17 protein-coding genes and 1 pseudogene are annotated in these 22,945 nt (G+C 55.1%); 17 read left to right on the forward strand and 1 reads right to left on the reverse strand.

Features of this window, described 5'->3' with window-relative positions; genetic code table 11:
* Window positions 1-12 precede the first annotated feature (12 nt).
* The 8 genes and pseudogenes from KTE_RS13010 to KTE_RS13045 all read left to right on the forward strand — a co-directional run bounded on the left by KTE_RS13010 (window position 13) and on the right by KTE_RS13045 (window position 12,574).
* The gene (locus tag KTE_RS13010; RefSeq protein ID WP_201381534.1) at window positions 13-840 is read left to right on the forward strand and encodes an RNA methyltransferase; all 828 of its coding nucleotides are present in this window, start codon (window positions 13-15) and stop codon (window positions 838-840) included.
* Window positions 841-1,194: 354 nt separating this feature from the next.
* Window positions 1,195-2,772, forward strand: coding sequence for a protein kinase (locus tag KTE_RS13015; RefSeq protein ID WP_201381535.1), 1,578 nt, complete (start codon window positions 1,195-1,197; stop codon window positions 2,770-2,772).
* Window positions 2,773-3,353: 581 nt separating this feature from the next.
* A pseudogene (iscB, locus tag KTE_RS13020) lies at window positions 3,354-4,643 on the forward strand (RNA-guided endonuclease IscB).
* A 93-nt stretch (window positions 4,644-4,736) separates the two neighbouring features.
* Window positions 4,737-6,821, forward strand: coding sequence for an FAD-dependent oxidoreductase (locus KTE_RS13025; RefSeq protein ID WP_201381536.1), 2,085 nt, complete (start codon window positions 4,737-4,739; stop codon window positions 6,819-6,821).
* Between the two features lie 3 nt (window positions 6,822-6,824).
* Complete coding sequence (locus KTE_RS13030; RefSeq protein WP_201381537.1) at window positions 6,825-8,753, forward strand: cyclic nucleotide-binding domain-containing protein; 1,929 nt, start codon at window positions 6,825-6,827, stop codon at window positions 8,751-8,753.
* An 8-nt stretch (window positions 8,754-8,761) separates the two neighbouring features.
* Entirely contained in the window at window positions 8,762-9,673 is a 912-nt protein-coding gene (locus tag KTE_RS13035; protein WP_201381538.1) for a hypothetical protein, read from the forward strand.
* Window positions 9,674-9,891: 218 nt separating this feature from the next.
* Window positions 9,892-11,325, forward strand: a complete 1,434-nt coding sequence (locus tag KTE_RS13040) for a zinc ribbon domain-containing protein (RefSeq protein ID WP_201381540.1) — start codon at window positions 9,892-9,894, stop codon at window positions 11,323-11,325.
* Window positions 11,326-11,791: 466 nt separating this feature from the next.
* Window positions 11,792-12,574 (forward strand): class I SAM-dependent methyltransferase, encoded by a 783-nt coding sequence (locus KTE_RS13045; protein WP_201381542.1) that lies wholly within the window; start codon window positions 11,792-11,794, stop codon window positions 12,572-12,574.
* On the opposite strand, the gene KTE_RS13050 is transcribed toward KTE_RS13045, so the two are convergent.
* Entirely contained in the window at window positions 12,552-12,977 is a 426-nt protein-coding gene (locus KTE_RS13050) for an MSMEG_6728 family protein (RefSeq protein ID WP_201381544.1), read from the reverse strand. The two genes, KTE_RS13045 and KTE_RS13050, sit on opposite strands and share 23 nt — an antisense overlap.
* A gap of 394 nt (window positions 12,978-13,371) precedes the next feature.
* On the opposite strand from KTE_RS13050, the gene pdxS reads away from it, so the two are divergent.
* The 9 genes from pdxS to ilvA all read left to right on the forward strand — a co-directional run bounded on the left by pdxS (window position 13,372) and on the right by ilvA (window position 22,917).
* Complete coding sequence (gene pdxS / locus KTE_RS13055) at window positions 13,372-14,259, forward strand: pyridoxal 5'-phosphate synthase lyase subunit PdxS (RefSeq protein WP_201381546.1); 888 nt, start codon at window positions 13,372-13,374, stop codon at window positions 14,257-14,259.
* A 22-nt stretch (window positions 14,260-14,281) separates the two neighbouring features.
* On the forward strand, window positions 14,282-14,893 hold the full coding sequence (pdxT, locus tag KTE_RS13060; protein ID WP_201381548.1) for a pyridoxal 5'-phosphate synthase glutaminase subunit PdxT: 612 nt from the start codon (window positions 14,282-14,284) through the stop codon (window positions 14,891-14,893).
* Window positions 14,894-14,933: 40 nt separating this feature from the next.
* Entirely contained in the window at window positions 14,934-15,971 is a 1,038-nt protein-coding gene (locus KTE_RS13065; RefSeq protein WP_201381550.1) for a hypothetical protein, read from the forward strand.
* An 11-nt stretch (window positions 15,972-15,982) separates the two neighbouring features.
* On the forward strand, window positions 15,983-17,806 hold the full coding sequence (locus tag KTE_RS13070; RefSeq protein WP_201381552.1) for a R3H domain-containing nucleic acid-binding protein: 1,824 nt from the start codon (window positions 15,983-15,985) through the stop codon (window positions 17,804-17,806).
* Between the two features lie 481 nt (window positions 17,807-18,287).
* Window positions 18,288-18,617: a PadR family transcriptional regulator gene (locus KTE_RS13075; RefSeq protein WP_201381554.1), complete on the forward strand. Its 330-nt coding sequence runs from the start codon at window positions 18,288-18,290 to the stop codon at window positions 18,615-18,617.
* A 15-nt stretch (window positions 18,618-18,632) separates the two neighbouring features.
* Window positions 18,633-19,496, forward strand: a complete 864-nt coding sequence (locus KTE_RS13080) for a pentapeptide repeat-containing protein (protein WP_201381556.1) — start codon at window positions 18,633-18,635, stop codon at window positions 19,494-19,496.
* Window positions 19,497-19,506: 10 nt separating this feature from the next.
* Window positions 19,507-20,268, forward strand: coding sequence for an ABC transporter ATP-binding protein (locus KTE_RS13085; RefSeq protein ID WP_201381558.1), 762 nt, complete (start codon window positions 19,507-19,509; stop codon window positions 20,266-20,268).
* A complete protein-coding gene (locus KTE_RS13090) occupies window positions 20,269-21,081 on the forward strand; it encodes an ABC transporter permease (RefSeq protein WP_305068545.1) in 813 nt (270 codons plus the stop codon).
* Window positions 21,082-21,609: 528 nt separating this feature from the next.
* Window positions 21,610-22,917 (forward strand): threonine ammonia-lyase, encoded by a 1,308-nt coding sequence (gene ilvA / locus KTE_RS13095; protein WP_201381561.1) that lies wholly within the window; start codon window positions 21,610-21,612, stop codon window positions 22,915-22,917.
* Window positions 22,918-22,945: the final 28 nt, after the last annotated feature.

Consider the following 22,945-nt stretch of genomic DNA (forward strand, 5'->3'; position numbering starts at 1 on the left):
CAGGAGGTTGCTATGCTGGATATGCACCAGATTATGCCCGCCGGGCAACATAATATACATGTACGCCAGTACCTGGCCTTGAAAAATAACACAAAGCACAATCCAGAGCACCTGATAACCCTCGAAGGGCTAGGGCCAATCCAGGCAGCGCTGGAGGCTGGATTAGAGCTTTCTTGCCTCTTCATCTGCCCTGAACGACTACGAGGAAGCGATGGCATGGCTCTCATAGAACTAGCCATCACGCGCAAGGTACACCTCTACCAGGTCAGCGAGAAGGTCTTAGGCAGCATGGTCGATTGGGAGGGCCCCGATGGACTGGCAGCCATGGTGCGCCTGCGGCGGTACGACTTGTCTCACCTCAAACCGCGCCAGAAAGGGACGCTCCTCATCCTGGATGGGCTGCAAATTCCTGGAAATATTGGCACGGTTATTCGCAGTGCCGATGGCGCAGGCGCCCATGGGATTATCATCACACAGAGCCGCCAGCGCCTAACGCATCCCAAACTGGTCCGCGCCAGTATGGGTTCGCTCTTTGCGTTACCTATCATCGAGAGCGATGTAGAGACGGCCTATGCCTGGCTCAAGCGCTATGGCTACCAGGTCGTCACGACCAGCCCCCGGGCCAGGATTAGCTTTCGCCAGGCCCACTATAGCGCGCGTACAGCTATCGTGATGGGCAACGAGCGCGAAGGCGTCTCAGAGGACTGGTTCGCGTGCCATGACCTGAGCGTCTCCATTCCCATGCGTGGACGCGCCGACTCGCTCAACGTCGGCAACGCGGCTGTCCTGATGCTCTACGAAGTCCTACACCAGCAACAGGACGAGCTACACGACAGATAAATTGTAGGGGCAGAGCTTGCTCGGCCTTTTCTCGCAAGGGCAACACACTCACACCCCGAGCACAAGGCCATGCAAGTATGGCCCCTACAAGGGTAAGGGTGTGGTGGTCAGGATGGCGAAGCCATCCTGACCACCACACCCTTATATCCAGCGAGCCACGCAGTGGTGAGAAGTCACATTCTCATTATTTGCCTTTTTCTCCCTTTGGCATATTCAGGTTAAGATTTTGAGTTATCTATCTGTTTTGTAGGAAATGAGTAATACTTTCTATGCAGGTCCTGTTTAACCTCAGTTATACTCTGCTATGATTGATTCATGTAGCAGAATATACCAATGCGTATTGAGAGGTGCCAAATGGTTGAAAGCCTTACCAATGCCAGATTGGCAGGGACGACGGTAGGCAACTACCAGCTAAAACAGGTCTTACAAGAACGTCCATGGGGTCCTGTCTTTCTCGCTCACAACCGCGAGGGACGGAGCGTCATGCTGCGCCTTCTGGATTTTGAATCCTCAGCCAATCCAGCCAGACTGTCGCTTCCACCCGAGAATCACATGATATACCTGGGTCGCTTCCAACAGGAGGCCAACCAGGTGGCGAAGCTACAGCACCCACACATCCTACCTCTTCTGGATTACGGCAATTTTCAGGGGATGCCTTTCCTGGTCTATCCCTATGTCTCGCTCGTGCCCTTGCGCACCCTACTGGCGCGCAACGTTCCCTCCGACCTGCGTATCGTGGGACAGTACCTGGAACAGATCGTTTCTGCATTGGAGTATGCCCATGAACACGCCGTATTGCACCGTAACCTTTCGACCAACAACATTTTCCTGCATAACAACCGGCATCTCCTCCTGGGCGAGTTTGGCCTGCTACGCATACGCGAGTTGAGCCTCGCCGTACGGAGCGAGAAGCATACCTTTGAAGGCGATAGCGAGTCGAGCGCGCCCGAGCAGCTTCTTGGTAGATCCGTAGGTGCCTATACAGATATCTATGCCCTGGGAGCGATCATCTTCCGTTTACTCACAGGCCAGCCTCCATTTCAGGGTCGATCACGCAATGAGGTCATGCGCCAGCACCTCTATGCCGAGGTACCATCCCTAAGCGCCTGGCTCTCAGAGCCACCCGAGGGATTAGAAGCCCTTCTACTTAAAGCTATGGCCAAGGAACCCCAAATGCGCTACCGGCATCCAGGCGAGGTCCTACAGGCATACTACCAGGTCGTCGCCCCCGAGCGCCTCCCAGCGGTCGCAGCGCTGATACAAAACACATCACAGGCTGCGAGCAACCATTCCCTGGGCAGGGATGCAAACGAAATCGACACCGAGCATGGCCGAGCACAGCGGCACGCTTCACGTCCAGTGACTCCCGCAGATGAAGGCGTGCCCCATAAGCAGATCTCGCGGCGAACGCTGTTCGCGGTTGGCGGCGGGACAGCCGCCGCGGTCACCATTGCGGCCCTGGGCGTGAATATGCTCAGCGCGCATGTGATCTATCCCACGACACCGATGCCTGGCACAAAGCCGCAGGCAGGACAGCCCAAGGCAACCAGTACTCAGCCTCCACGCGCGCAGAACAAGCCAACACAGGCTGCACAACCGACACAGGCTCCCAAGCCCATGAACGGAAAAGTCCTGGCACATACCGGAGATATCCCAATCAATCAAGCAATTACGTTTACTTTACCTGATCAAAAGAATCCAGGGGTATTGATCCATCTGCCCAACACCAAATTCGTCGCCTTTGATTCAACCTGCACACACCAGGGATGTGCTGTACATTATGATCAGGGAAGCAAACATCTGGTCTGCCCCTGTCACTCAGCAGTCTTTGATCCCGCGAATAATGCCAGTGTCCTTCAGGGTCCCGCCATGACGCCGCTTAAGAAGGTGCAGATTATGGTTAATGCCGATGGCACTATTACCATGGCCTGACAGTCTGTTTACCAGGTCCAGGAGCGAAAGAACCTGTAGGGTCCATGCTGGCATGGACTGCGAGCGAAGCGACTTCTCCGGCGGCCAGGTATCGGCCTGCGGGCCTCGGAGTCCAAGCCAGCTTGGGCCCTACAAATTTGGTGACGAAAGCAAGGATGACGATAGGGTCAGGTACCCCCTGCCTAAAGGCCTGATTCTTACCCACATTTTACAATTGGGTTTTGTGGAACAGCACAAGAGGCCAACTCCTTCTGTTGGGTGTTTCGCAAACTCATCCATAGAGATTGGCCTGTGAAGACCATTCAAAAAGATGTGGGTAAGAATCAGGCCTAAAGGCAGGGGCTTGTGAACGCAAGCCCGGACCTGTCCAGACTTAGCCATGAGCCTTCTGTTTCGGCAGACAGCTATCGGGCTACGATAGAGGTGAAGCGTTCACGTTCCTACCTACGGGTGCGTGCCAGCCTGTAGCTCTAGAATCTCTGAGTTAAACAGCAAAACGGGGGGTTATGCAGTGCTCAGGGAAAAGTACCGCCCTCTATCCTTGTCGAGGCACCCATTACCTACGAAAGTAGAGGCTCAACGTGAGCAACGTGTTTGTGATTGATAGTGACTACAAACCATGAAATCCAGTCCATCCAGCACGAGCAAGGCTTTTGCTCACGCAAGGGAAAGCTGCTGTGTTTCGCAGATACCCTTTTACGATTGTGCTCAAACGGGTAGTTGAACAGCCAGAGGTGCAACCCTTGCGCCTCAAGCTTGATCCTGGAAGTAAAATCACGGGGATCGCCCTGGTGAATGAGGGCAACGGTAAGATTGTTTTCGCGGCTGAACTTGAGCATCGTGGGCACAAAATCAAGGAAAGCCTGGATGATCGTCGTGCGGTTCGCCGCAACCGACGTAACCGTAAAACACGGTATCGCAAACCGCGATACCTGAATAGGCGGCGTAAGAAAGGATGGTTGCCACCATCCTTAGAAAGTCGGCTTGCCAACATCCAGACGTGGGTAGCTCGTTTGTGTCGCTATACTCCCATTGCGGCCATCAGCCAAGAATTGGTCAAGTTTGATCTGCAATTGATAGAGAATCCAGACATAACAGGGATTGAATATCAGCAAGGAACATTGCAAGGATATGAGATCAGAGAATTTTTGCTGGAAAAGTGGGAACGCAGATGTGCCTATTGTGGCAAACAAAATGTTCCGCTTCAAGTCGAGCATATCCATCCACGTGTTCATGGTGGCACCAATCGGATAAGCAATCTTACACTGGCCTGTGAGCCATGCAATACCGCAAAAGGCACCCAGGATATTGCGGCGTTTCTCACCAAGAAGCCTGATGTGCTCACGCGTATTCTGGCCCAGGTGAAGAAGCCACTCAAGGATGCCGCAGCGGTGAATGCCACGCGTTTTGCGTTACTCGAACGGCTCAAAGCCGTGGGGGTACCTGTGGAGTGTGGCAGCGGTGGCTTGACCAAGTACAATCGCACCATGCGAGGATTGCCCAAAACCCACTGGCTCGATGCGTCATGCGTGGGCATGAATACGCCTGTTACGCTATCGCACAAAGGAATTTTGCCCTTGCGCATCGCAGCCACAGGGCATGGGCGCAGGCGTATGTGCGTGCCTGATGAGTTTGGCTTCCCCAAGCAGCACAAAGCACGCAAAAAAACCTTTTTGGGATATCAAACGGGTGATATGGTCAAAGCCATAACGCCCAAAGGAACATTTGAAGGACGAATCGCCATTCGCCATCGGCCTAGTTTTCGACTTGGGAAGGTCGATATTCACCCCAAGTATTTGCGGTGTGTGCATCGATCTGACGGGTATGAGTATATTCAGAAAGGAGCGCGCCATGCTCCTCCCCATGTCTAAAGCCAGGGGTCCCCGCATGGCGCGATTTTATGATGGATGTCCATATGGTAACCATAGGAAGGGGATAGTCGCTTTGAAAGAGGGCAAAGGGTAATGAGCAACCAGGTGGGGAAGCGATATGTCATCATCGGCAATGGCATTGCCGCGATTACGGCAGCCGAGGTATTACGCCAAGAGGATACCTCGGCCGCTATCGTCATGCTCAGCAACGATGAACAACCAGTCCTATACCGTCCCGCGCTGAAGGACTACCTGGCGGGAAGACTCGATGAAACAAGGCTGCCAGCACGCACAGAGACGTTCTACCAGGAGCACGATATCCACTTTTACGCCGACCCGGCAGTGGGCCTGGATACACAGCAGCAATATGTGCGGCTCAAGAGTGGGAAAAAGCTCCGCTATTCACGCCTCCTCCTGGCCTGTGGAGCGCGACCGGCGCGCCTACAATGTCAGGGCAACAACCTGAAAGGCGTCGTAACCCTGCGTAACCTGGAGGATTACCAGGAAGTCATGGGCTACCTGCCGGGTGCGCGCCATATCGTCGTCTGTGGCAGTGGTACCCTGGCCCTGGAAACGATTGAGACGTTGCGCCAGCAGGGGCATGAAGTCACGCACCTGGTCCGCAAACGCACGCTCTGGTCAGAGGTCCTGGATGAAACGGCCTCGGACCTGGTATTACAGCAGGAGCGCCGCGATGGCGTACAGGTACGGCGCGAGACAGAAATTGCTGAGATTACGGGACGTCAGGGCAGGGTACACGCGCTCCTGACGGCCTCGGGCGAGGCCCTGCCCTGCGATCTCCTCATCTGTGCTATCGGCATTGAACCCAATCTCGACTGCATTGAGAGGAGCAACATCGCTCATGGTAGAGGCATACACGTCAACGCCTTCATGCGTACCAGCACTCCTAACGTCTACGCAGCCGGGGATATAGTCGAGATCCAGGATCCCCTTACCCAGCGCATGCGCGTCCTGGGGCAGTGGTATCCCGCCATTCAACAGGCGCGAACCGCCGCTTATAGCATGTTGGATCTGCTCGATCCACAGCACGATACGCCTTCCTTCCAGGCGCAAACCTTCTACAACGCCACCTTTCTCTATGGTCTGCCCTTTGCCGCGACCGGACTCACATACCCGAGCGGAGGCCAGGGGCTTCAGGAGATCATTGCGGACCCCGAGCCACGCAGTTATCGCAAGGTCCTACTCAAAAATGGCGTTCCCATTGGGATGCTGGGGCTGGGCAATCGGGCACAGGCTCTGGCCTTCAAACGGGCCATCGATCACCGTGTACAAATGGGCGCCATCGCGTTCTGTCTCTTCCTCCCTGACTTTAACCTGAACAACTGGCTGGATAGCCAGGGTGTGCCCCCGCCACTCCTGGGGGCGAACCTCGCCGGGAAAGCCAGGGCAGCCACACCCGAGCAAGATACCACCCCCGCGCGGCAGCAGCAACCTGGCGCTCAGCTCGAGTCTGCTACCGCATCTCTGCCCACAACCGATAAGAAGCCAGTGGTCAGGCAAAAAGAGAAACCACAGAGAATCGATTGGTACCTGGTCCCCGACACGAACGTTTCACAGTGGGCACATATCCAACCCCTACAACTGAGCAAGAGCGAGAAGCTCTTTGTTGGGCGCCAGCCTGGTTCCCACCTGCTGCTGGATATGGAGACTATCTCGCGTACGCATGCCGAGATCTTCTTCGCCGATGGGCGCTACGTCCTGCGCGATCTGGGCAGCACCAACGGTATTTTTATCAATGGATACCGCATGCCGCCACGCTCAGTACACTTTCTTCAAGAGAATGAAGAGATCAGCTTTGGCAGCCGCGCACGCTTTATCTGTCTGTGTCATACCCATGACGGGCCCGACACCGCCCCTCTAGCCCCTCTAAAGGGGATCTCTGAAAAACTTCCCATCCCACTCATGGGCATGGAAGGAAATACCGGAGGGCTGATGCGGCGCTTCGCTACTGCGACAGCGGGAAGTGTGGGCAAAACCGAGAAGATACCCGCACTCCAGGTGCTCACAGAGCTGGTAGCATACAAAGAGGCGGCGCACCAGCGCTCCACACCCCTGCCGGGCCTGGTCATTTGCCGCTGTTGTGGCATCGCGAACACGCAGAAGGCTCGCTTCTGTGCCAGTTGTAGCGCGCCGCTAGACATAGAGAGCAAGGAATAGCCGATGCAAGGATTTAAAGCCTCTCGGCCAGAAGAGGTGCAGCAAGTTCCAGGTACTGAGCTACAACGCGCTCTTCGGCCACTGACGCCTGAGCAGCTTCGCTTTGAGATCGACATGTGTATTGGATGTGATCGCTGCATGCGTGCCTGCCCGGTTCCCCTCTCATCAAAAATTAGTATCGCCGAACTCAATAAAGCCACGATCGATGATGAGCTTTCGCCTTTGCTCGTTCGCTTCACCGACGAATGCGTCCTCTGTGGCTCCTGCGTCCCCGTCTGTCCAGTGGATAACCATCGCGACCTGCTGATGCTCTCACTCAAAGAACGCCTGGGAACATCCTGGGAGAACAAGGCAGATATTGAGCGTGTGCGCGATATGCTGCCCAAAAGCTGGAGCGTCTCACAATTGCTTACACGCCTGCGTGAGCAGCCAATGCTCGGCGACGAGATGCTTATTCCTGATAACTACCTGCTGCACCTGGTCAATTCCTCACAACTGCGCATCACACAACCTGGGAGCTGGCTTATGCGCGAGGGAGAGTTTGGCCGCGACCTCGTGCTTATTTTGAGCGGGCGCGTGGAGATCTCCTCGACAGGTCCTGGCGAGGCAGGGCTGCCCCTCGCCGTCCTACGCCGAGGCGAATACTTCGGCGAACATGAAATGCTCAGCGGACAGACGCGGCAGACCAGCGCCTACGCCATCGGCAAATGCGCCCTGCTTGTCATTCCCGAGCAGGTCGTCCAGCGCCTGATGGAGATCGTGCCAGAGGTCAGAGTCTTCTTTGAGTCGCTCCACCTGGAACGCTCTATCGAAGCCGTGCTCAGGCGCCTACCACTCCTGCAAGGCATCGCCACAATCGATCTACGTCACCTGGCAGAACAGGCCATTACGCGCCGCTATGAGCGCGGTGAGCAACTCTTTGACGAAGAGAGCCAGGACCAGCCCGAGCGCGAGACCCTGCACCTGCTGCTGGATGGCTTCGTCAAGGTAGCACGCAAGCTTCCCCCTGGCAAGGGGCGCAAAGAGCGCATTATCGCCTATCGCCAGAACGGCGATTATTTCGCTGGAGGACTTGACATGCTGGGAGACCAGCGCGCGGTCAAAGTCTCAGCAATCACGCGCACGACCGTAGCCGAAGTTCCGCGCCGCGAACTGCTCAGCCTCTTCCGCCGCTATCCCGAGGTCAAAAAGCGCTTTCAGCAGCAGCTCCAGCTCTATAATGACGCCAAGTTGGCCGCCCAGAGCGCGATCTTTGAACCTTTCCAATTTGACCAGGAACAGCCAGCTGCCAGCACTACCTCCAATGCCGCCGCTCGCGCCGGATTGCACGCGCTGGTGGACGATGGCGTCATCGAGGGGACCGAGGTGCTGGTCATCGACCTGGCGAAATGCATTCATTGTAATGAATGTGAGGAGGCCTGCGAGCGCCGCCATGGGCATTCGCGTATGAACCGCAACGGACTGGTAGTAGGCAATATCAGCATTGCCACCGCCTGCCGCCAGTGCCAGGACCCCGTCTGTATGCTCTGTAGCCGCGCGGGGATCGCGCGCCTGCCCAGCGGCGAAGTCTACATTACCGAGAGCTGCATCGGCTGCGGGATCTGTGCCGAGCGCTGTCCCTACGACAACATCTCTATCATTGACCTGGAAGAACAGCAGACACAGCGCCAGGGCGACCTCTGGCAAAGCTTTAGCACCTTCTTCTCCAGCAAGAAACGCAAACTCTTGCCAGTCCTGACCACGCCTGGTCCCCTGGACAATACTCCTCCACTCGACCCGGTAGAGGAGATACGTAAGAAAATTGCCGTCAAATGCGATCTCTGTGCTGGCTATAACGACCAGGCATGTGTCCAGGCCTGCCCCACGGGCGCGGCCATTCGTGTTAATCCGCGCACCTTCTTTGGTTCGACCGAAGAGATTCTTTTGAAGTAGGAGCAAGCATGTCCAGTCTACCCAAATCCCCCTCACAAACAAATAAAATAGCGGGCCAGCAGACATATAAAAAGCTCTGGCGCGCCCCCGCTTCACGCGGGAAATGGTTCTGGCTCCTGGGAAGTGGCGCACTCTACCTGTTCCTCTTCGCCTGGAGCGCCTATGCCATCCATAACGGACAGGATGCGGAACCAGCGCTTGATCCCTTCCGCATCTTTGGCATTTGCGCCTTCGCCCTGGTCCTGCTGAGCGCGAGCTATAGCCTGCGCCGACGCTTTGTGCGCGCATTGCCTGGAAAAGTACAGAACTGGCTCTGGATGCACACCTGGCTGGGAATCATCACGATCCTGGTCGCGCTCCTGCACGAAAACTATGCCTATATCACACACGACTTCGTACAAAGCGCGGGTGACCTGATCCAGGCCAAGGCGGGGCCAGCCGCCCTCTTCGCCCTGATCTTCCTCGTCCTCAGCGGCGTTACTGGTCGTCTGCTTGACCAGTGGCAAACGCGCCGCCTGGCCTATGAGGCTGCGACCAACGGGGTAGGCATCGTTCAGGGCGTCAAGGAGCGTATTACCCTCCTGGAGGAAACGGTTGAACGCCTATGCGCGGGCAAGTCCGCCCCCTTCAAAGGGTACTGCATCGAACACCTGGCACAAACCAGATCTGCGCCCGATAGCACGTCCTACCAGACCGCACTCCCCTCAAGCGAGCGACATGACTTCCAACGCGCCGCCGAGGCTCTCAGAGAACGCACAAACCTGTTGGGATCGCTCCACCGCCAGCAAGCAGCCCAGCTCTTCATGCGTCGCTGGCGCACCATACACATCGTCCTGGCTAGCGGAGCCCTGCTCATCATCTCCTACCACAGCATCATGGAACTACTTATCACTGTCTTTCATATTCTCCCACCTGATTAATAGGGTAGGGGAGTGTTAGGGCAAGGTGGCCTCCGGCCACCTTGCCCTAACACTCCCCTACTCAAGCGAGCGCCGTAGACGCGAGAAGTCATAAAAAAGTACCAGAAACCTGAAGAGTCAAAAGATAACCACTATACTGCCATATTACAGATATTTCTGAACCTCCCCCATCCAGGAGGTAAAGAGAAATAGCTACTGGGAAGCCAGGGGTAGTCATCATGAAATGTACTATTTGTCGTGAGGAAATAGAGCCGGGAGCCATCTTCTGTGGCCATTGTGGGCAGCGCCTGCACTCCAAACAAGAGCCGTTGTCGCAGCGGCAGCCAGCCCCCCTCGCCATCGTACCAGGCCAGGCAGGGCGAGGTCTCATTATGGAGAGACCTATAGTACACGCTCCGCTGCCAGGACCACAAGCCGCATCAGGCATAGAGTTCGACCTGCGGCCAGGACATACAGGGCCACACAACGCATTTGTCCCTCACCATAATGAAATGCAAGCGAAGAGGCAATATGTCACCAGGGAGCTTCCTGAGATCGATCTCGCCAGAAAGGAACTCTCACCCTCCGCGCTACACCTCGCCCTGGCCGAGCCTATCACCGGGCTTCCTCGGGGACAGCACAACACCTTCTTTCGCTCCATGCTTATTTTCATTACCATCGCGTTATTGATTAGCTCGATTGGTGTAGGCGCTTATGCTCTGATCAAAACCCGTTCGATTGGTGGCTATCGCCTCTCACGCGACTTTAGCAGTCAAAACCGCACCCAGGTTCAGGGCGAGGTCTCCTTCACGGATAATCCACAAACACCAGGCAAAAGCAACCGCGTGACCATTACACTCAAGCAGCTCAACGCCCCAGCCGATAATGCGACCTACCTGGCCTGGCTCATCGACGATGAGGCGGAGCATATTACTCCACTGGGCCAATTGATGCCACGCGGGACAGACTTTGTCCTGCAACGGACGCTGGGAGCAACTAATCTGCTTAGCCTGGGGAACCGCATCCAGGTCACGCAAGAGAGTAGTAAGGTCACCGTCCCCACAGGAAAAATCGTCTTCAAGGCTGACTTCCCCCCGCTTGCCTTTGTGCATCTACGTCACCTGCTGGTCCACCTGGACGAAACACCCGGACAGGTCGGACTACTGGTCGGACTACGCGAGCAGGCGCGGCAGCTCAACACCCAGGCCGCCCTCCTTAAAAATCGCACATTGCCCTCTCAGGCAGTACGCTGTGTCGCACAGAATATACTCAATATCGTCGAGGGAACGCGAGGAGCGCACTACGCCGCACTCTCCTCCCGGTGCGCAACAATGCAGATCGCGCAGGCAGGCGACGGCTTTGGCCTTGTAGGAGCGGGAGCCTATATCGAGATGAGCCTGATGCATGTCTCGCTGGCGGCCACGCAAAGCGATTCCAGCGCCACCATCAAGCAGCATGCAGAGCAGGCACGAACCACCCTGGAAAATATCCGTGAGTGGGCCTCCCGCCTGGATCAACTGGCGATCAATCTCGCTCAGAATCCCTTCGACCAGGCCACGCTACAACAAATTCGCGCCCTCTGCGACCAGGTACTCAACGGTAATGGAAATAAGCAGGGCGGGGCTAATGCCGCCTATAGCTATGGGCAACTTATGGCTCAATTGAACTCCTAGCTCCCAACTCTTAACTCCCCCTTTTGGGGGAGAACAAGATCCTGCCCTTCAGCGATGGCAAAGCGGGACCGCGACAGTATACTTGCTCTCAGATCAGAGAAAATACATCTTCATAAGAAAACCTTTTATCCGGACAACCAACGCCACTCTTGTGGCTAGCGCTCCCCCCATTCGGGGACAAGCGCGCTCAGGTTTCCGAAAGGTAGTGATTTGAGGTGAGAGCATATGTCGCAGCAATATATAATCATTATTGTCGCCATCGCCGTCATGGCATATATTGCAACTTGCGCATCACACCCAGGCTGTCATCTATGCCTTGAAAAAGGGCTTGATCTCGCTGGATGAAATTGATTTACCTTGATGCCCCTACTACTTTTTATTTGTTTTTTCTTTTGAATGGTTCGCCCCTTGTGCTATGATCTTAATTAAGAAGAAATTTTCCTACGGAGGAGGGAACCATTCAGCTATGAACTACTTTGCAGATGCAGACGTGGCGCGGCGCTATGCCACATTCCGGCCCTACTTTCACCCTCTTGTGATCTCCAAGGTCCAGAACGCGCTTCACCTGGACACACCCGTCAAAAAGGCGCTCGACGTGGCCTGTGGAACGGGACAATCTACCCGCGCGCTCAAACATATCGCGGACCAGGCGATTGGCTGTGATCTCTCGCCCGAAATGCTTGCCGCCGCCACGGAGCTGCCAGGTGTGAGCTATATCTTGGCTCCGGCTGAGCAACTGCCGTTTGATGGCGCAAGCATCGACCTGATCACCATCTCGTCTGCCTTCCACTGGGTGGATCGTATGCGCTTCCTGCCTGAAGCCGCGCGAGTCCTCCGTTCTGGTGGCTGGCTGGTAATCTATGACAACAGCTTTGAAGGGTCGATGCGCGAAAATCAGGCCTTTGAACAATGGGTCGCCCAGCAATATCTTACCCAGTACCCCGTTACTCCTCGTGAAAATAAACCCCTTGACCCGCATGTCCTGGCCGAACATGGTCTGCGCTTCATCCGAGAGGAACGCTATGTTAACGAAGTACTCTTCACCAGAGAGGATTTAGTAAGATACTTGATGACAAAAAGCCTGGTCATCTCTGTGCTGGAGAGAGGAGAGAGGAGCCAGGAAGAGGTCTATCTTTCACTACTGGAGCAGGTCAGTCCCTTCTTTACCAGTGAGCACGGCACCTTCCGCTTCAGTGGCTACATCTGGTATATCCAGAAGGAGAACACTACTCGGGCGGCCGATAGGTAACGGGCCAGTAGTAGGGAATATCGTCGGAGACCTCCCAGCCAAATTGGCTGTAGTAGAGCCAATCTTTACGCAGCAGATTTGATTTATGGGAGTCGTGCAGGCGTGGGTCGCCAAGCCACCAGGGATATTGAATATGCTGCTCATCCAGGTGGTGATGTAGCTTCATGTTTTTGTAACCACGACGCTCCCACTCGGTCAACATTGTATTAAGATACTCGCGCAGCGCGGTAGCATAGCCATGCCACATCATAACGGCAGGATGATGCCGCCACGCGCCCAGGTAGTCCGGCGTCGTAATGATCTTCAGGATTTGAGATGCCTCTACTCGCTGCTTTCCCAGGCGCCTGGAGTCCAGCACCCGGGCCGTCTCCTCAAAAGAGGCATAAGGGAGGAACGTCTGCATACGCGCCAGGTCTCTCCTTCCACAGAACACAGCATGACCTCACACGAGAGTAGCACGCCCCGCCAATCTGGCTGGTAACATATTTTTTTGTATGATGGTGTTTGTCGTTGAGGGCGCCTTTGGCGCCCTCAACGACAAACACCATCATACAATTTTTTTGCGCCGTAGGCGCGAGAAGTCATCTGTCTTGCTCAATGATGCAGAAGGTACCCCAAATAGTCGATAGAAAAGAAGAGAGCCAGCTACTATGCTCACATGGATGGAGCCAATGTAAGATGGCTGGTCTAAGTGGAAGGGATTGGCTGTAGCAAGAGTCAGAAGGCTATGTTAAAATTCGAAAAGAAAATTTACGGCCGCGAAATTTCTCAGATAAATGGCAGGAGATTTCTACACAATGGAAAAACAGACAGGTACAGTACAGGTTAAACGCAGTTTCCCCGAGATGCTCAAAGGTGGCGTCATCTGTGACGTCATCGACGCCGAGCAGGCTAAGATCGCCGAGGAAGCCGGCGCCTCAGCCGTTATGGCTCTTGAGCGCGTGCCAGCGGACATCCGCGCCCATGGTGGCGTTGCTCGCATGAGCGATCCCGAGCTAATCATCAAGATTAAAGAGGCCGTCACTATCCCGGTCATGGCGAAGTGCCGCATTGGTCATTTTGTCGAGGCTGAGATCCTCCAGGCCATCGGTGTTGACTGCATCGACGAGTCGGAAGTATTGACGCCCGCCGATGAGAGTTTCCACGTCAATAAACATCTCTTCAACGTGCCCTTCGTCTGTGGCGCGCGCGACCTGGGTGAGGCGCTGCGACGCGTGGGTGAGGGCGCCGCGATGTTGCGTACCAAGGGCGAGGCTGGAACCGGCAATATCGTCGAGGCGGTTCGTCATATGCGCACCATCATGGACGGCATTCGCCGCTTGCAGAATTTGCCAGAAGAAGAGCTGATGAGCGAGGCCAAGAACCTTGGCGCGCCATATGACCTGGTCCGTGAGATCGCACGCACCGGCAAACTACCCGTCGTCAATTTCTCAGCGGGTGGCGTCGCGACCCCGGCAGACGCCGCTTTGATGATGCGCCTGGGCGCAGAAGGCATTTTCGTGGGTTCGGGCATCTTCAAGTCTGGCGATCCTCTCAAGCGTGCCAAGGCCATCGTTCGCGCCACCACGCACTTCCAGGACGCGGGCATCGTCGCCGAGGTATCGCGCAACCTGGGTGAACCAATGGTTGGTATCAGCCTGGATAAGCTCTCGCAGGACGATCTGATGGCTCGTCGTGGCTGGTAGTAGCGGAACAGGCTCAGGCACCATGACACAAGGACACAACCTTTTGCCACGTATCGGCGTATTAGCATTACAGGGCGATTTTGAGGCCCACCTGCGGATGCTGGCCGAGTTAGGCGCTGAGGGAAAAGCTATTCGGCTCCCTGAGCAACTAGAGGAAATAAATGGTATAATTATACCAGGTGGTGAAAGTACCACGATAGGCAAACTCATGATCGAGTATAACCTCCTGGAGCCCTTGAGGCAGAAAATTCGGGACGGCATACCGGTCTGGGGAACATGCGCAGGTCTTATATTGTTATCACAAGAGACGGATAATGCGCTGGCAGGCCAACCACTTCTGGCCTCGCTGGACATCAAAGTTCGTCGTAACGCTTTCGGCAGTCAGCGGGAAAGTTTTGAGACAGATCTCGTAGTGCCAGAACTTGGCGAAGCGCCATTCCACACCTTCTTTATCCGCGGTCCACTGGTCGAAAAGGTTGGACCAGGAGTAGAAGTGCTGGCTACGCTCGACGATGGAACCATCGTTGCTGTCCGAGAAGGAACCAGGCTAGGTACTGCATTTCATCCCGAGGTATCGGGAGACACCCGTTTCCACCAATACTTTCTCCGCATAGTAGAGAGCGTCAGCAACTAGGGGCATCATTGATGCCCCTAAAGGGACGCAGGAGAATTGGATGATACGACCGGTCCTGTTCGTGGATCTACCGGGAATCATCTATGCAATGGACCGACATGCTCGTAGTCCGAAACACGGAATTGCGAATTTCGTGTGCTGGCTGGAGCCTGTAGAGAGAGACTCGCTGCCCTCACCTATCCTGCGTAACCTTCTGCCGCTTACCCCAGCGTCGCGAACCTGGATCTGTGAAGATCACTGGCAATTACTCGGTTTCGCACAAATGAACGAACGACCCGCGCGCAAAGCGTGGGATCTCTCATATCTTGCCTCCATGCGCAACAGAAACGTCTCCAGCGAAGAGGTACTGAGCGCGCTGCTCGACTACACCCTAGAGATGGCGGGGGCGCATGGAATATTGCGTATCTTTGCGAAGGTTGAAGATGAGGTGCCGGAGGTAGATATGTTCGTACGCAGTGGCTTCCAACGCTATGCGCGCGAACTCACCTATGTCTATGAACCGGGAACAACTTTACCTGAGCAAGGTGAACAGTTGAGCTCCCTGCGCAAGTGGCATCGCCACTATGCCTGGGGTCTGCATCAACTGTACCGGGCCACCACACCACAGCGTGTGCGCATGGCCGAGCTGCTTGAAAACAGCGAGGAATACGCCAAATTGCATGTCGGGCCACAGCGCTGGTTCTCACCCTGGAATGAGAACTATGTCTGCGACGTTGGCGTGCGCCTGGGCGCCTGGTTACGCATTTGCCGAGGGCATAACACCATACCCCATCGTCTCTCTCTTATTGTCCATCCAGAACATGCCGACCTGGCGGAGCCGCTGTTACGCTTTGGCATGCGCAGGTTACTGGAAGCAGACGTACGCCGCATTTATTGCCTGGTGCGCGAGTACGACTCATGTGTTATTACCGCTCTAAGCAACAGTGGATTTGAGCAGTCAACCACCAGGCTGCTGCTCGTGCGACACGTAGCATCACTAGCTACGAGGCAAAGCACAGTCCCCCTGCTAGAACAAAGAGCGGTCTATGGCTTGAAGGGCCTGGGGACGGTCAATTCACGCCAAAAGTTAATGAGGTGATAGAACTGCCTATGCAACATGTGGTCACCGACGATCTTGAGGCTCTGCTAGCGACCCTTCCACCTAGCATCCACGACGCGGTCAATCGGCTAGAGAACCGAAGCGAACTGCTGGAGATCGTAATGGACCTCGGGCGATTGGCCGAGGGACGTTTCCCCGAGGGAGAGGTCCTCTTAAGCAATCAGCCCGTGACCTATGCTGACCTCGAATATGTGGTTGAACGCATCGGCGAATTTGGCGATGATAACCGCGCAGGGATAGAGCGAACGCTACACCGAATTAGCGCTTTGCGCAACCGCAAAGGAAAAGTCGTGGGACTGACGTGCCGCATCGGTCGAGCCGTGTTAGGAAGCATCGCCCTCATCCGCGATATCGTGGAGCAGGGGCAATCCATCCTGATTCTGGGTCGCCCAGGCGTGGGTAAAACCACGCTTCTACGTGAGATCGCGCGCGTCCTGGCAGACGAAGCAAACAAACGCGTCGTGGTGGTTGATACCTCCAACGAGATCGCGGGTGATGGTGATATCCCTCATCCTGGTATCGGACGCGCGCGTCGTATGCAGGTGGCACGCACGGTTGAGCAGCACGCGGTGATGATCGAGGCTGTGGAGAACCACATGCCCCAGGTTATCGTCATCGACGAGATCGGCACCGAACTGGAGGCCGCCGCCGCCCGCACCATCGCGGAACGTGGTGTCCAGCTCGTCGCGACGGCTCATGGCAACACCCTCGGCAATCTGCTGATGAACCCGACCCTCTCAGACCTGGTTGGTGGCATTCAAACCGTCACCCTGGGCGACGAAGAGGCGCGCCGCCGCCATACGCAAAAGAGTATTCTTGAGCGTAAGGCGCCACCGACTTTTGATGTCGTGGTGGAACAGCAGAGCTGGGAAGAGGTCATTGTGCATCGCGATGTCGCCGACACGGTCGATACCATGCTCAGAGGCATGATCATTGTGGCCGAGGAACGCACACGCGACGAGAACACGGGGCATATCGGACTCCGCCGTATCAGCCGAAACGGTATGGAGAACGCTTCCCCCAATGGGATCGGAGGCCTGGGCAACCGTAGCCAGGGCTTTACACCCAGTATGTTCGAGCGTGGTGATCATTCCGAACGTAGTGATCGCTCAGAGCGTGGCGGCAGCAAGGGGGTGCGTCAGATAGAGCGCCCACGGCGCGGCTCCAATGAACCGCCCATGCCGATGAGGGCCTTAGCCCCAACTGGCACCTCGCCTGCTGAAGTCACGACTACGCCAGGCACAGCCATCGAGAGCGAGCCTGAGGAGGATCATAGGACCGAGACCCTTCCGCTCAATCGGACTTTACGTGTCTATCCATTCGGGGTCAACCGTGACCGACTTAGCGACGCATCACGCCATCTACGCGTTCCGGTTGTGATCACAAACAACCAGAAAGAGGCCGATGCCGTGATGACGCTGAAAAACTACTATCGGCACCAGGGAGAGCGCCTGCAACTGGCCGCACAAGACGGTAAACTACTCATCATCCTGAAGAACAATACCGTCTCGCAAATGCAGCACGCCCTGGCACGTATCTTCGACATTCCAGAGGAGGATACCGTCGAAGGTGAGGAGAGCCATCCAGCCTTGGATGAGATGCACTTCGATGACCCGACCAAACAGGCTCTTCTGGAGACAGAGGACGCGATTCATCAAGTGCTCAATAAAGGGTTGACCACGGCTGAGCTTCCGCCAGCCAACTCCCATATTCGCCGCTTGCAGCACCAGATGGCGACACGCTATAACCTGCTTTCACGCAGCCGGGGCAAAGAGCCCAATCGCCGTGTCAAAATCTTTCGCGCTCGCAACTAATATGGCATAAGGAGCCATCTCGCCCTTTAGCTCATTCATCGCACACAACAGGAAGGACTTCGGCCAGCCCAATCTCTTCTCCAGCCCATGAAAAGAGAGCGCCCAGGCCAGGCCAGAAGTAAACAACAACAAACAGGCAATCGAATTGTAAGGGAACCAGAGTGGTGTGCTGGTTCCCTTTTTTCGTTGCTGCCTGCTGCGGCAGCAAGGCGCCCGATATGGTGGAGAGAGGACTAAGACACCCGACAATTTTTATGCAGCCGAGCACTTGTTTACCGAGTAAAGTATTTCAATTGAAATAGTACCTTGACAATCATAGCAATGTGACGTATACTCCAACTACAAGTTATGAGATTGTCAAGCTGATTATTAAGAAGTCGGAAAGAACAGAGGATTTGTTCATCACACAAAATACAACAACAAAAATACTACATTGACAATCACAGTAGTGTAGTGTATACTCCAAACATGAGGTAATGAGATGAGTGAAAACAAACTGACCTCCGACCTGCTACGCGGCCATACCGATACGATGATTCTACGCCTCTTAGCGGAAGCTGACCGCTACGGCTACGAGATCGTTAAGCTGATTGCTGAGCGCTCGGGTGGAGAATATGAACTCAAGGAAGCTACCATGTACTCCAGCGTTCGGCGGCTTGAGGCAGACGGGGATATCGAGTGGTATTGGGGCGATGAATCGCAAGGCGGCAGGAGGAAATACTTCCGCATTACAAACAAAGGGAAAGCAACTTACGAGCGCAATAAAAGCAACTGGGATTACGCAAAGGGCGTGCTAGAGAACCTCTTGTAAAGGAAAGGGATTGTTATGAACGAGAAATTGACCAGCTATGTCAATGGTGTGTTTGCTCCATATGAGGGAGTCAAAAGCGCGAGCGAATTAAAGTCGGATCTGCTCTCGGATTTGCAGGAGCGCTTCCGTGAACTGAAAGCCGAGGGCAAGGATGATGAAACCGCCTTTGCCATGACCATCGAGAGTATCGGCGACATTGAGCAAACCGTCCTGGAGGTTGCCAACCTCTCCCGCTCGCTGGAGCGGCAGGTAGCTATCAACTTGAGTGGGAGCAATCTGCCACAGAGCGACTTCGCAGGCGTTACGGCGCGTCAAGGTAAGTTTCAAGGGAGCATGTTGCGCGGCTCAGACTTTTCGGGCGCAGACTTGACCGGTAGCTCGTTTTCAGGCAGTGATGTCCGTGAAGCTAATTTTTCTGGCGCCAATCTGACCGATTGCAACTTCTCCGCCCTTGAACTTACAGATGCTAACTTCAGTAAAGCCATCCTTGTGCGCACCAACTTCGGCGCGGCAGGACTGGATCGAGCAAAATTCATCGGCGTCACGTTGACGGATGTCAAATTTACTACGACCGACTTGCGAAAAACCATCTTTGAAGATTGTACTTTTCTCGGCGTCGACTTCCACTATTCCGATCTGAGCGGACAGCGCTTTGATGGACAGACCTTTGTTGGCATCATATTTGAGCTGCCAGCACTCAAGGATGTATCGTTTCAGGGTGCGACCCTCAAAAATGTGTCGTTCCGCTCGGTTGGCATATGGTCTCAGAAGCGTGCCATCCAATCCATTCACTTTGACGGCGCGATGATGGATAAGCTCACATATGCTGCGCTCAAAGGCCTGGGAGCCGATGTCTCGAAGGTGACTGTTCTAGCATAAGGAGAAAATTGTGCCAAATATTGCCATTCAGGTAAACGATCTACGGAAATCATACAAGAATCTCGAGGTTTTAAAAGGCGTGAATCTCAGCGTGGAGCAGGGCAGCATTTTTGCCCTGCTTGGCTCCAACGGCGCGGGCAAGACAACACTCATCAAAATTCTCACCACGCTACTCAAACAGGATGGCGGAACAGCCATCGTCAACGGCTTTGATGTGACGTCACAGCCAGCCCACGTGCGGCAATCATTCAGTTTAACCGGGCAATTTGCTGCGGTAGATGAAATTTTGACCGGACGAGAGAACCTTATGATGATCGCTAAACTGCGCCATCTCAAACAACCGCGCCAGGTGTCCGACGAGTTGCTAACACGCTTCGGTTTAACCGAGGCCGCCAACCGTCGTGCAGCGACCTATTCCGGCGGGATGCGCCGCAGGCTGGACCTGGCCATGAGCCTGGTGGGGACACCGCCGATCCTGTTTCTTGATGAGCCAACCACCGGGCTGGACCCCGAGGCGCGTATCGAGGTGTGGAACGTGGTGAAGGAGCTGGCGGATAGTGGCATCACCGTCTTATTGACCACGCAGTACCTGGACGAGGCGGAACAGCTAGCGGATCGCATTGCCATTCTCCACGAGGGCACAATCATTGCCAGCGGCACGCTCGCAGAGCTCAAACAGTTGTTTCCCCCTGCTCAAAAGGAGTATGTGGAAAAACAACCGACCCTGGAGGAGATCTTTCTGGCCATCATTGGCAAAAAGGAGGGAAAGTAAATGGAAGCGATACAGAAACAGGAAACCATAGGGCATAACAACTCAGGAAGTCGGGTACAGAACCACTTTTTCAACGATATGAGCGTCATGCTTGGTCGTTCCATGCGGCATATCTTCCGCAGTATGGATACTATCATCACGGTCACAATCATGCCGATTATGTTTATGTTGCTCTTCGTGTATGTATTCGGCGGTGCCATTCAAACCGGGACAGACAATTATGTCAATTACTTGTTACCTGGGATCTTATTAATCGCCATTTCGAGCGGAATCTCCTATACCGCGTACCGCTTGTTTACCGATGTGCAGAAGGGGATCATTGAGCGCTTTCGCTCCATGCCGATTGCCCCTTCCACCATGCTGTGGGGGCACGTCCTGACCTCAATGGTCTCCAACGCGATTTCGCTGGTGGTCATCGTCCTCGTCGCGTTGCTGATGGGCTTTCGTTCATCGGCGGGCATCCTATCCTGGCTGGCCGTCGTTGGCATCCTCGCGTTGTTTACGCTGGCGTTAACCTGGGTGGCGGTGATTCCCGGACTGACCGCCAAATCGGTCGACGGGGCAAGTGCCTTTTCGTATCCAATCATCTTCCTGCCCTTTATCAGCTCGGCATTTGTGCCCACCAAATCGATGCCATTTGTCGTCCGGGTCTTTGCTGAAAACCAGCCGGTAACAGCGATCGTGAACAGCATCCGTGCGTTACTGGCCGGACAGCCAGTCTCCAATGAGATCTGGGTGGCGCTGGCATGGTGTGTCGGCATTCTGCTCGTGGCCTACATCTTTGCCATGAGGGTCTATCAAAAGCGTGTGTAAATTGATTTGACATGAAAGAAGCAACGTAACATGTGTGCTGGCTAGCGACCCTCTCTCCGATGAAATGTGATAGGAGCTCTCCCAAACGCTTCTACATAGTCATCGGAGAGATCGACCAATTATCCCCCATGCCTCCAGCTACCAGGATCAAACATCCAGAGCCAACCCCAACAACGCTGGTCCCCCCGATACTTTGACGGAGGCGACCCAGTACGGTGACGATCTCCTCAACGCAACCGCGCATCAGTATTGAAACTCTGTGACACACAGGCGTGGGTATAATCGTACATATAAGGAGTGACTACTCTACCTATAAATATAGCAAAACCGATCAATGAAGACGGAAGCGCAAGGCAAGCGCATACAAGTACATCGCCATGAACGTCACAGCCTTTTGTCTACCATGACATGGCATGTTATAATGCTCTGCAAGTCACAGATGCAAAGCTGCATGGAGAACCGGCAATTACGCAAAACCACAAAGGTCGTGGTGTGGCATGCGGAGGGTTGAAAGGAGTCGTCAGTCTTATGCTTATCGAACATGACTCGACAACAGGTACCACCCGGCTACCTGCCCTGGTCGAGACGCCACCATTACCAGTCACTATCGCCGATATTTGGCAGGCTTATAAGTTCCTCAAGCCTATTATGCATCATACGCCTCTCACGCCATCACGAACCTATCAGCGGATGACCGGGGCGGATGTCTATCTCAAAGCTGAACATTTACAGCGTGGAGGTTCGTTCAAGGCACGTGGGGCGGCATATAAAATTTCGCGACTTACTCCTGAACAATATAAAGCTGGCGTGATCGCGGCTTCGGCGGGCAATCACGCGCAAGGCGTAGCCATCGCCGCGGCTCAGCACCAGATTCCCTGCACCATCGTCATGCCGGAGGGCGCGCCCCTGGCCAAGGTCGTCGCCACTCAGGAATATGGCGCGACCGTCGAGCTCTACGGCAGCACCTATGATGACGCCTATAAGTATTGCTGTGAGCTACAGCGTGAGAGCGGCGCGACTTTTATCCATGCATTCGACGATCCGGATGTCATTGCGGGGCAAGGCACCCTGGGTTTAGAGATGCTCAATGATCTCCCCGATGCCGACGCCATTCTTGTCCCCATCGGAGGGGGTGGCTTGATCGCGGGCATCGCCATCGCCGCGCGCGCGCTCAAACCCGACATTAAAATCATCGGTGTGCAGGCTGCGGGCGCGCCCAGCTGTCGTGCCTCGCTCGACGGTGGTACACCAGTTACGCTCCCCGCTATCAGTACCATCGCCGATGGTATCGCAACCAAGCGCCCGGGCGAGCTGACATTCTCCATTATCAAGCAGCTCGTCGATGATGTCGTCCTGGTCAGCGACGAGGATATCATCAAGGCCGTGCTCCTGCTCATGGAGCGCAGCAAGATGGTCGTCGAGGGCGCGGGCGCGATTGGCCTGGCCGCTCTCCTGAGTGGCGTCGTCAAGCTGCCGGGAAAAAAGGTGCTCGTGCCGCTCACAGGCGGCAATATCGACATCAACCTTGTTGGGCGTTTTATTGAGCATGGACTGGCGGTCTCGGGTCGCTACTTCGTCATCCACACACGCCTCGACGACAAGCCAGGCGAGCTGATGCGCCTGCTCAACATCATCGCCGAGATGCGTATCAACGTCATCGACGTACGCTATCAACGCATCACCGAGCGCCTGCCCATTATGCAGCGCGAGGAAACAATTACGCTGGAGACGCGCAACCGGGCACAGTGCGAAGAACTACTGCGCCGCCTGCGCCACGCAGGCTACATGGTGGAAGAGGCCCAAACCTTTGACGAAGAGCAGGATGCTCGCCGCTAAAGAACTCGTTACGCAAATTATTCTGTTT

The organism is Ktedonobacter sp. SOSP1-85, assembly GCF_016587415.1.
Taxonomy (GTDB): domain Bacteria; phylum Chloroflexota; class Ktedonobacteria; order Ktedonobacterales; family Ktedonobacteraceae; genus Ktedonobacter.

Excerpts from the sequence above, each read along its gene's own strand:
- KTE_RS13025 (WP_201381536.1), top strand. The coding sequence starts at position 4,737 with ATGAGCAACCAGGTGGGGAAGCGATATGTCATCATCGGCAATGGCATT.
- KTE_RS13050 (WP_201381544.1), bottom strand. The coding sequence starts at position 12,977 with ATGCAGACGTTCCTCCCTTATGCCTCTTTTGAGGAGACGGCCCGGGTG.
- KTE_RS13010 (WP_201381534.1), top strand. The coding sequence starts at position 13 with ATGCTGGATATGCACCAGATTATGCCCGCCGGGCAACATAATATACAT.
- ilvA (WP_201381561.1), top strand. The coding sequence starts at position 21,610 with ATGCTTATCGAACATGACTCGACAACAGGTACCACCCGGCTACCTGCC.
- KTE_RS13035 (WP_201381538.1), top strand. The coding sequence starts at position 8,762 with ATGTCCAGTCTACCCAAATCCCCCTCACAAACAAATAAAATAGCGGGC.
- KTE_RS13045 (WP_201381542.1), top strand. The coding sequence starts at position 11,792 with ATGAACTACTTTGCAGATGCAGACGTGGCGCGGCGCTATGCCACATTC.
- KTE_RS13080 (WP_201381556.1), top strand. The coding sequence starts at position 18,633 with ATGAACGAGAAATTGACCAGCTATGTCAATGGTGTGTTTGCTCCATAT.
- KTE_RS13030 (WP_201381537.1), top strand. The coding sequence starts at position 6,825 with ATGCAAGGATTTAAAGCCTCTCGGCCAGAAGAGGTGCAGCAAGTTCCA.
- KTE_RS13065 (WP_201381550.1), top strand. The coding sequence starts at position 14,934 with ATGATACGACCGGTCCTGTTCGTGGATCTACCGGGAATCATCTATGCA.
- KTE_RS13075 (WP_201381554.1), top strand. The coding sequence starts at position 18,288 with ATGAGTGAAAACAAACTGACCTCCGACCTGCTACGCGGCCATACCGAT.
- pdxS (WP_201381546.1), top strand. The coding sequence starts at position 13,372 with ATGGAAAAACAGACAGGTACAGTACAGGTTAAACGCAGTTTCCCCGAG.
- KTE_RS13015 (WP_201381535.1), top strand. The coding sequence starts at position 1,195 with ATGGTTGAAAGCCTTACCAATGCCAGATTGGCAGGGACGACGGTAGGC.
- KTE_RS13040 (WP_201381540.1), top strand. The coding sequence starts at position 9,892 with ATGAAATGTACTATTTGTCGTGAGGAAATAGAGCCGGGAGCCATCTTC.
- KTE_RS13090 (WP_305068545.1), top strand. The coding sequence starts at position 20,269 with ATGGAAGCGATACAGAAACAGGAAACCATAGGGCATAACAACTCAGGA.
- pdxT (WP_201381548.1), top strand. The coding sequence starts at position 14,282 with ATGACACAAGGACACAACCTTTTGCCACGTATCGGCGTATTAGCATTA.
- KTE_RS13070 (WP_201381552.1), top strand. The coding sequence starts at position 15,983 with ATGCAACATGTGGTCACCGACGATCTTGAGGCTCTGCTAGCGACCCTT.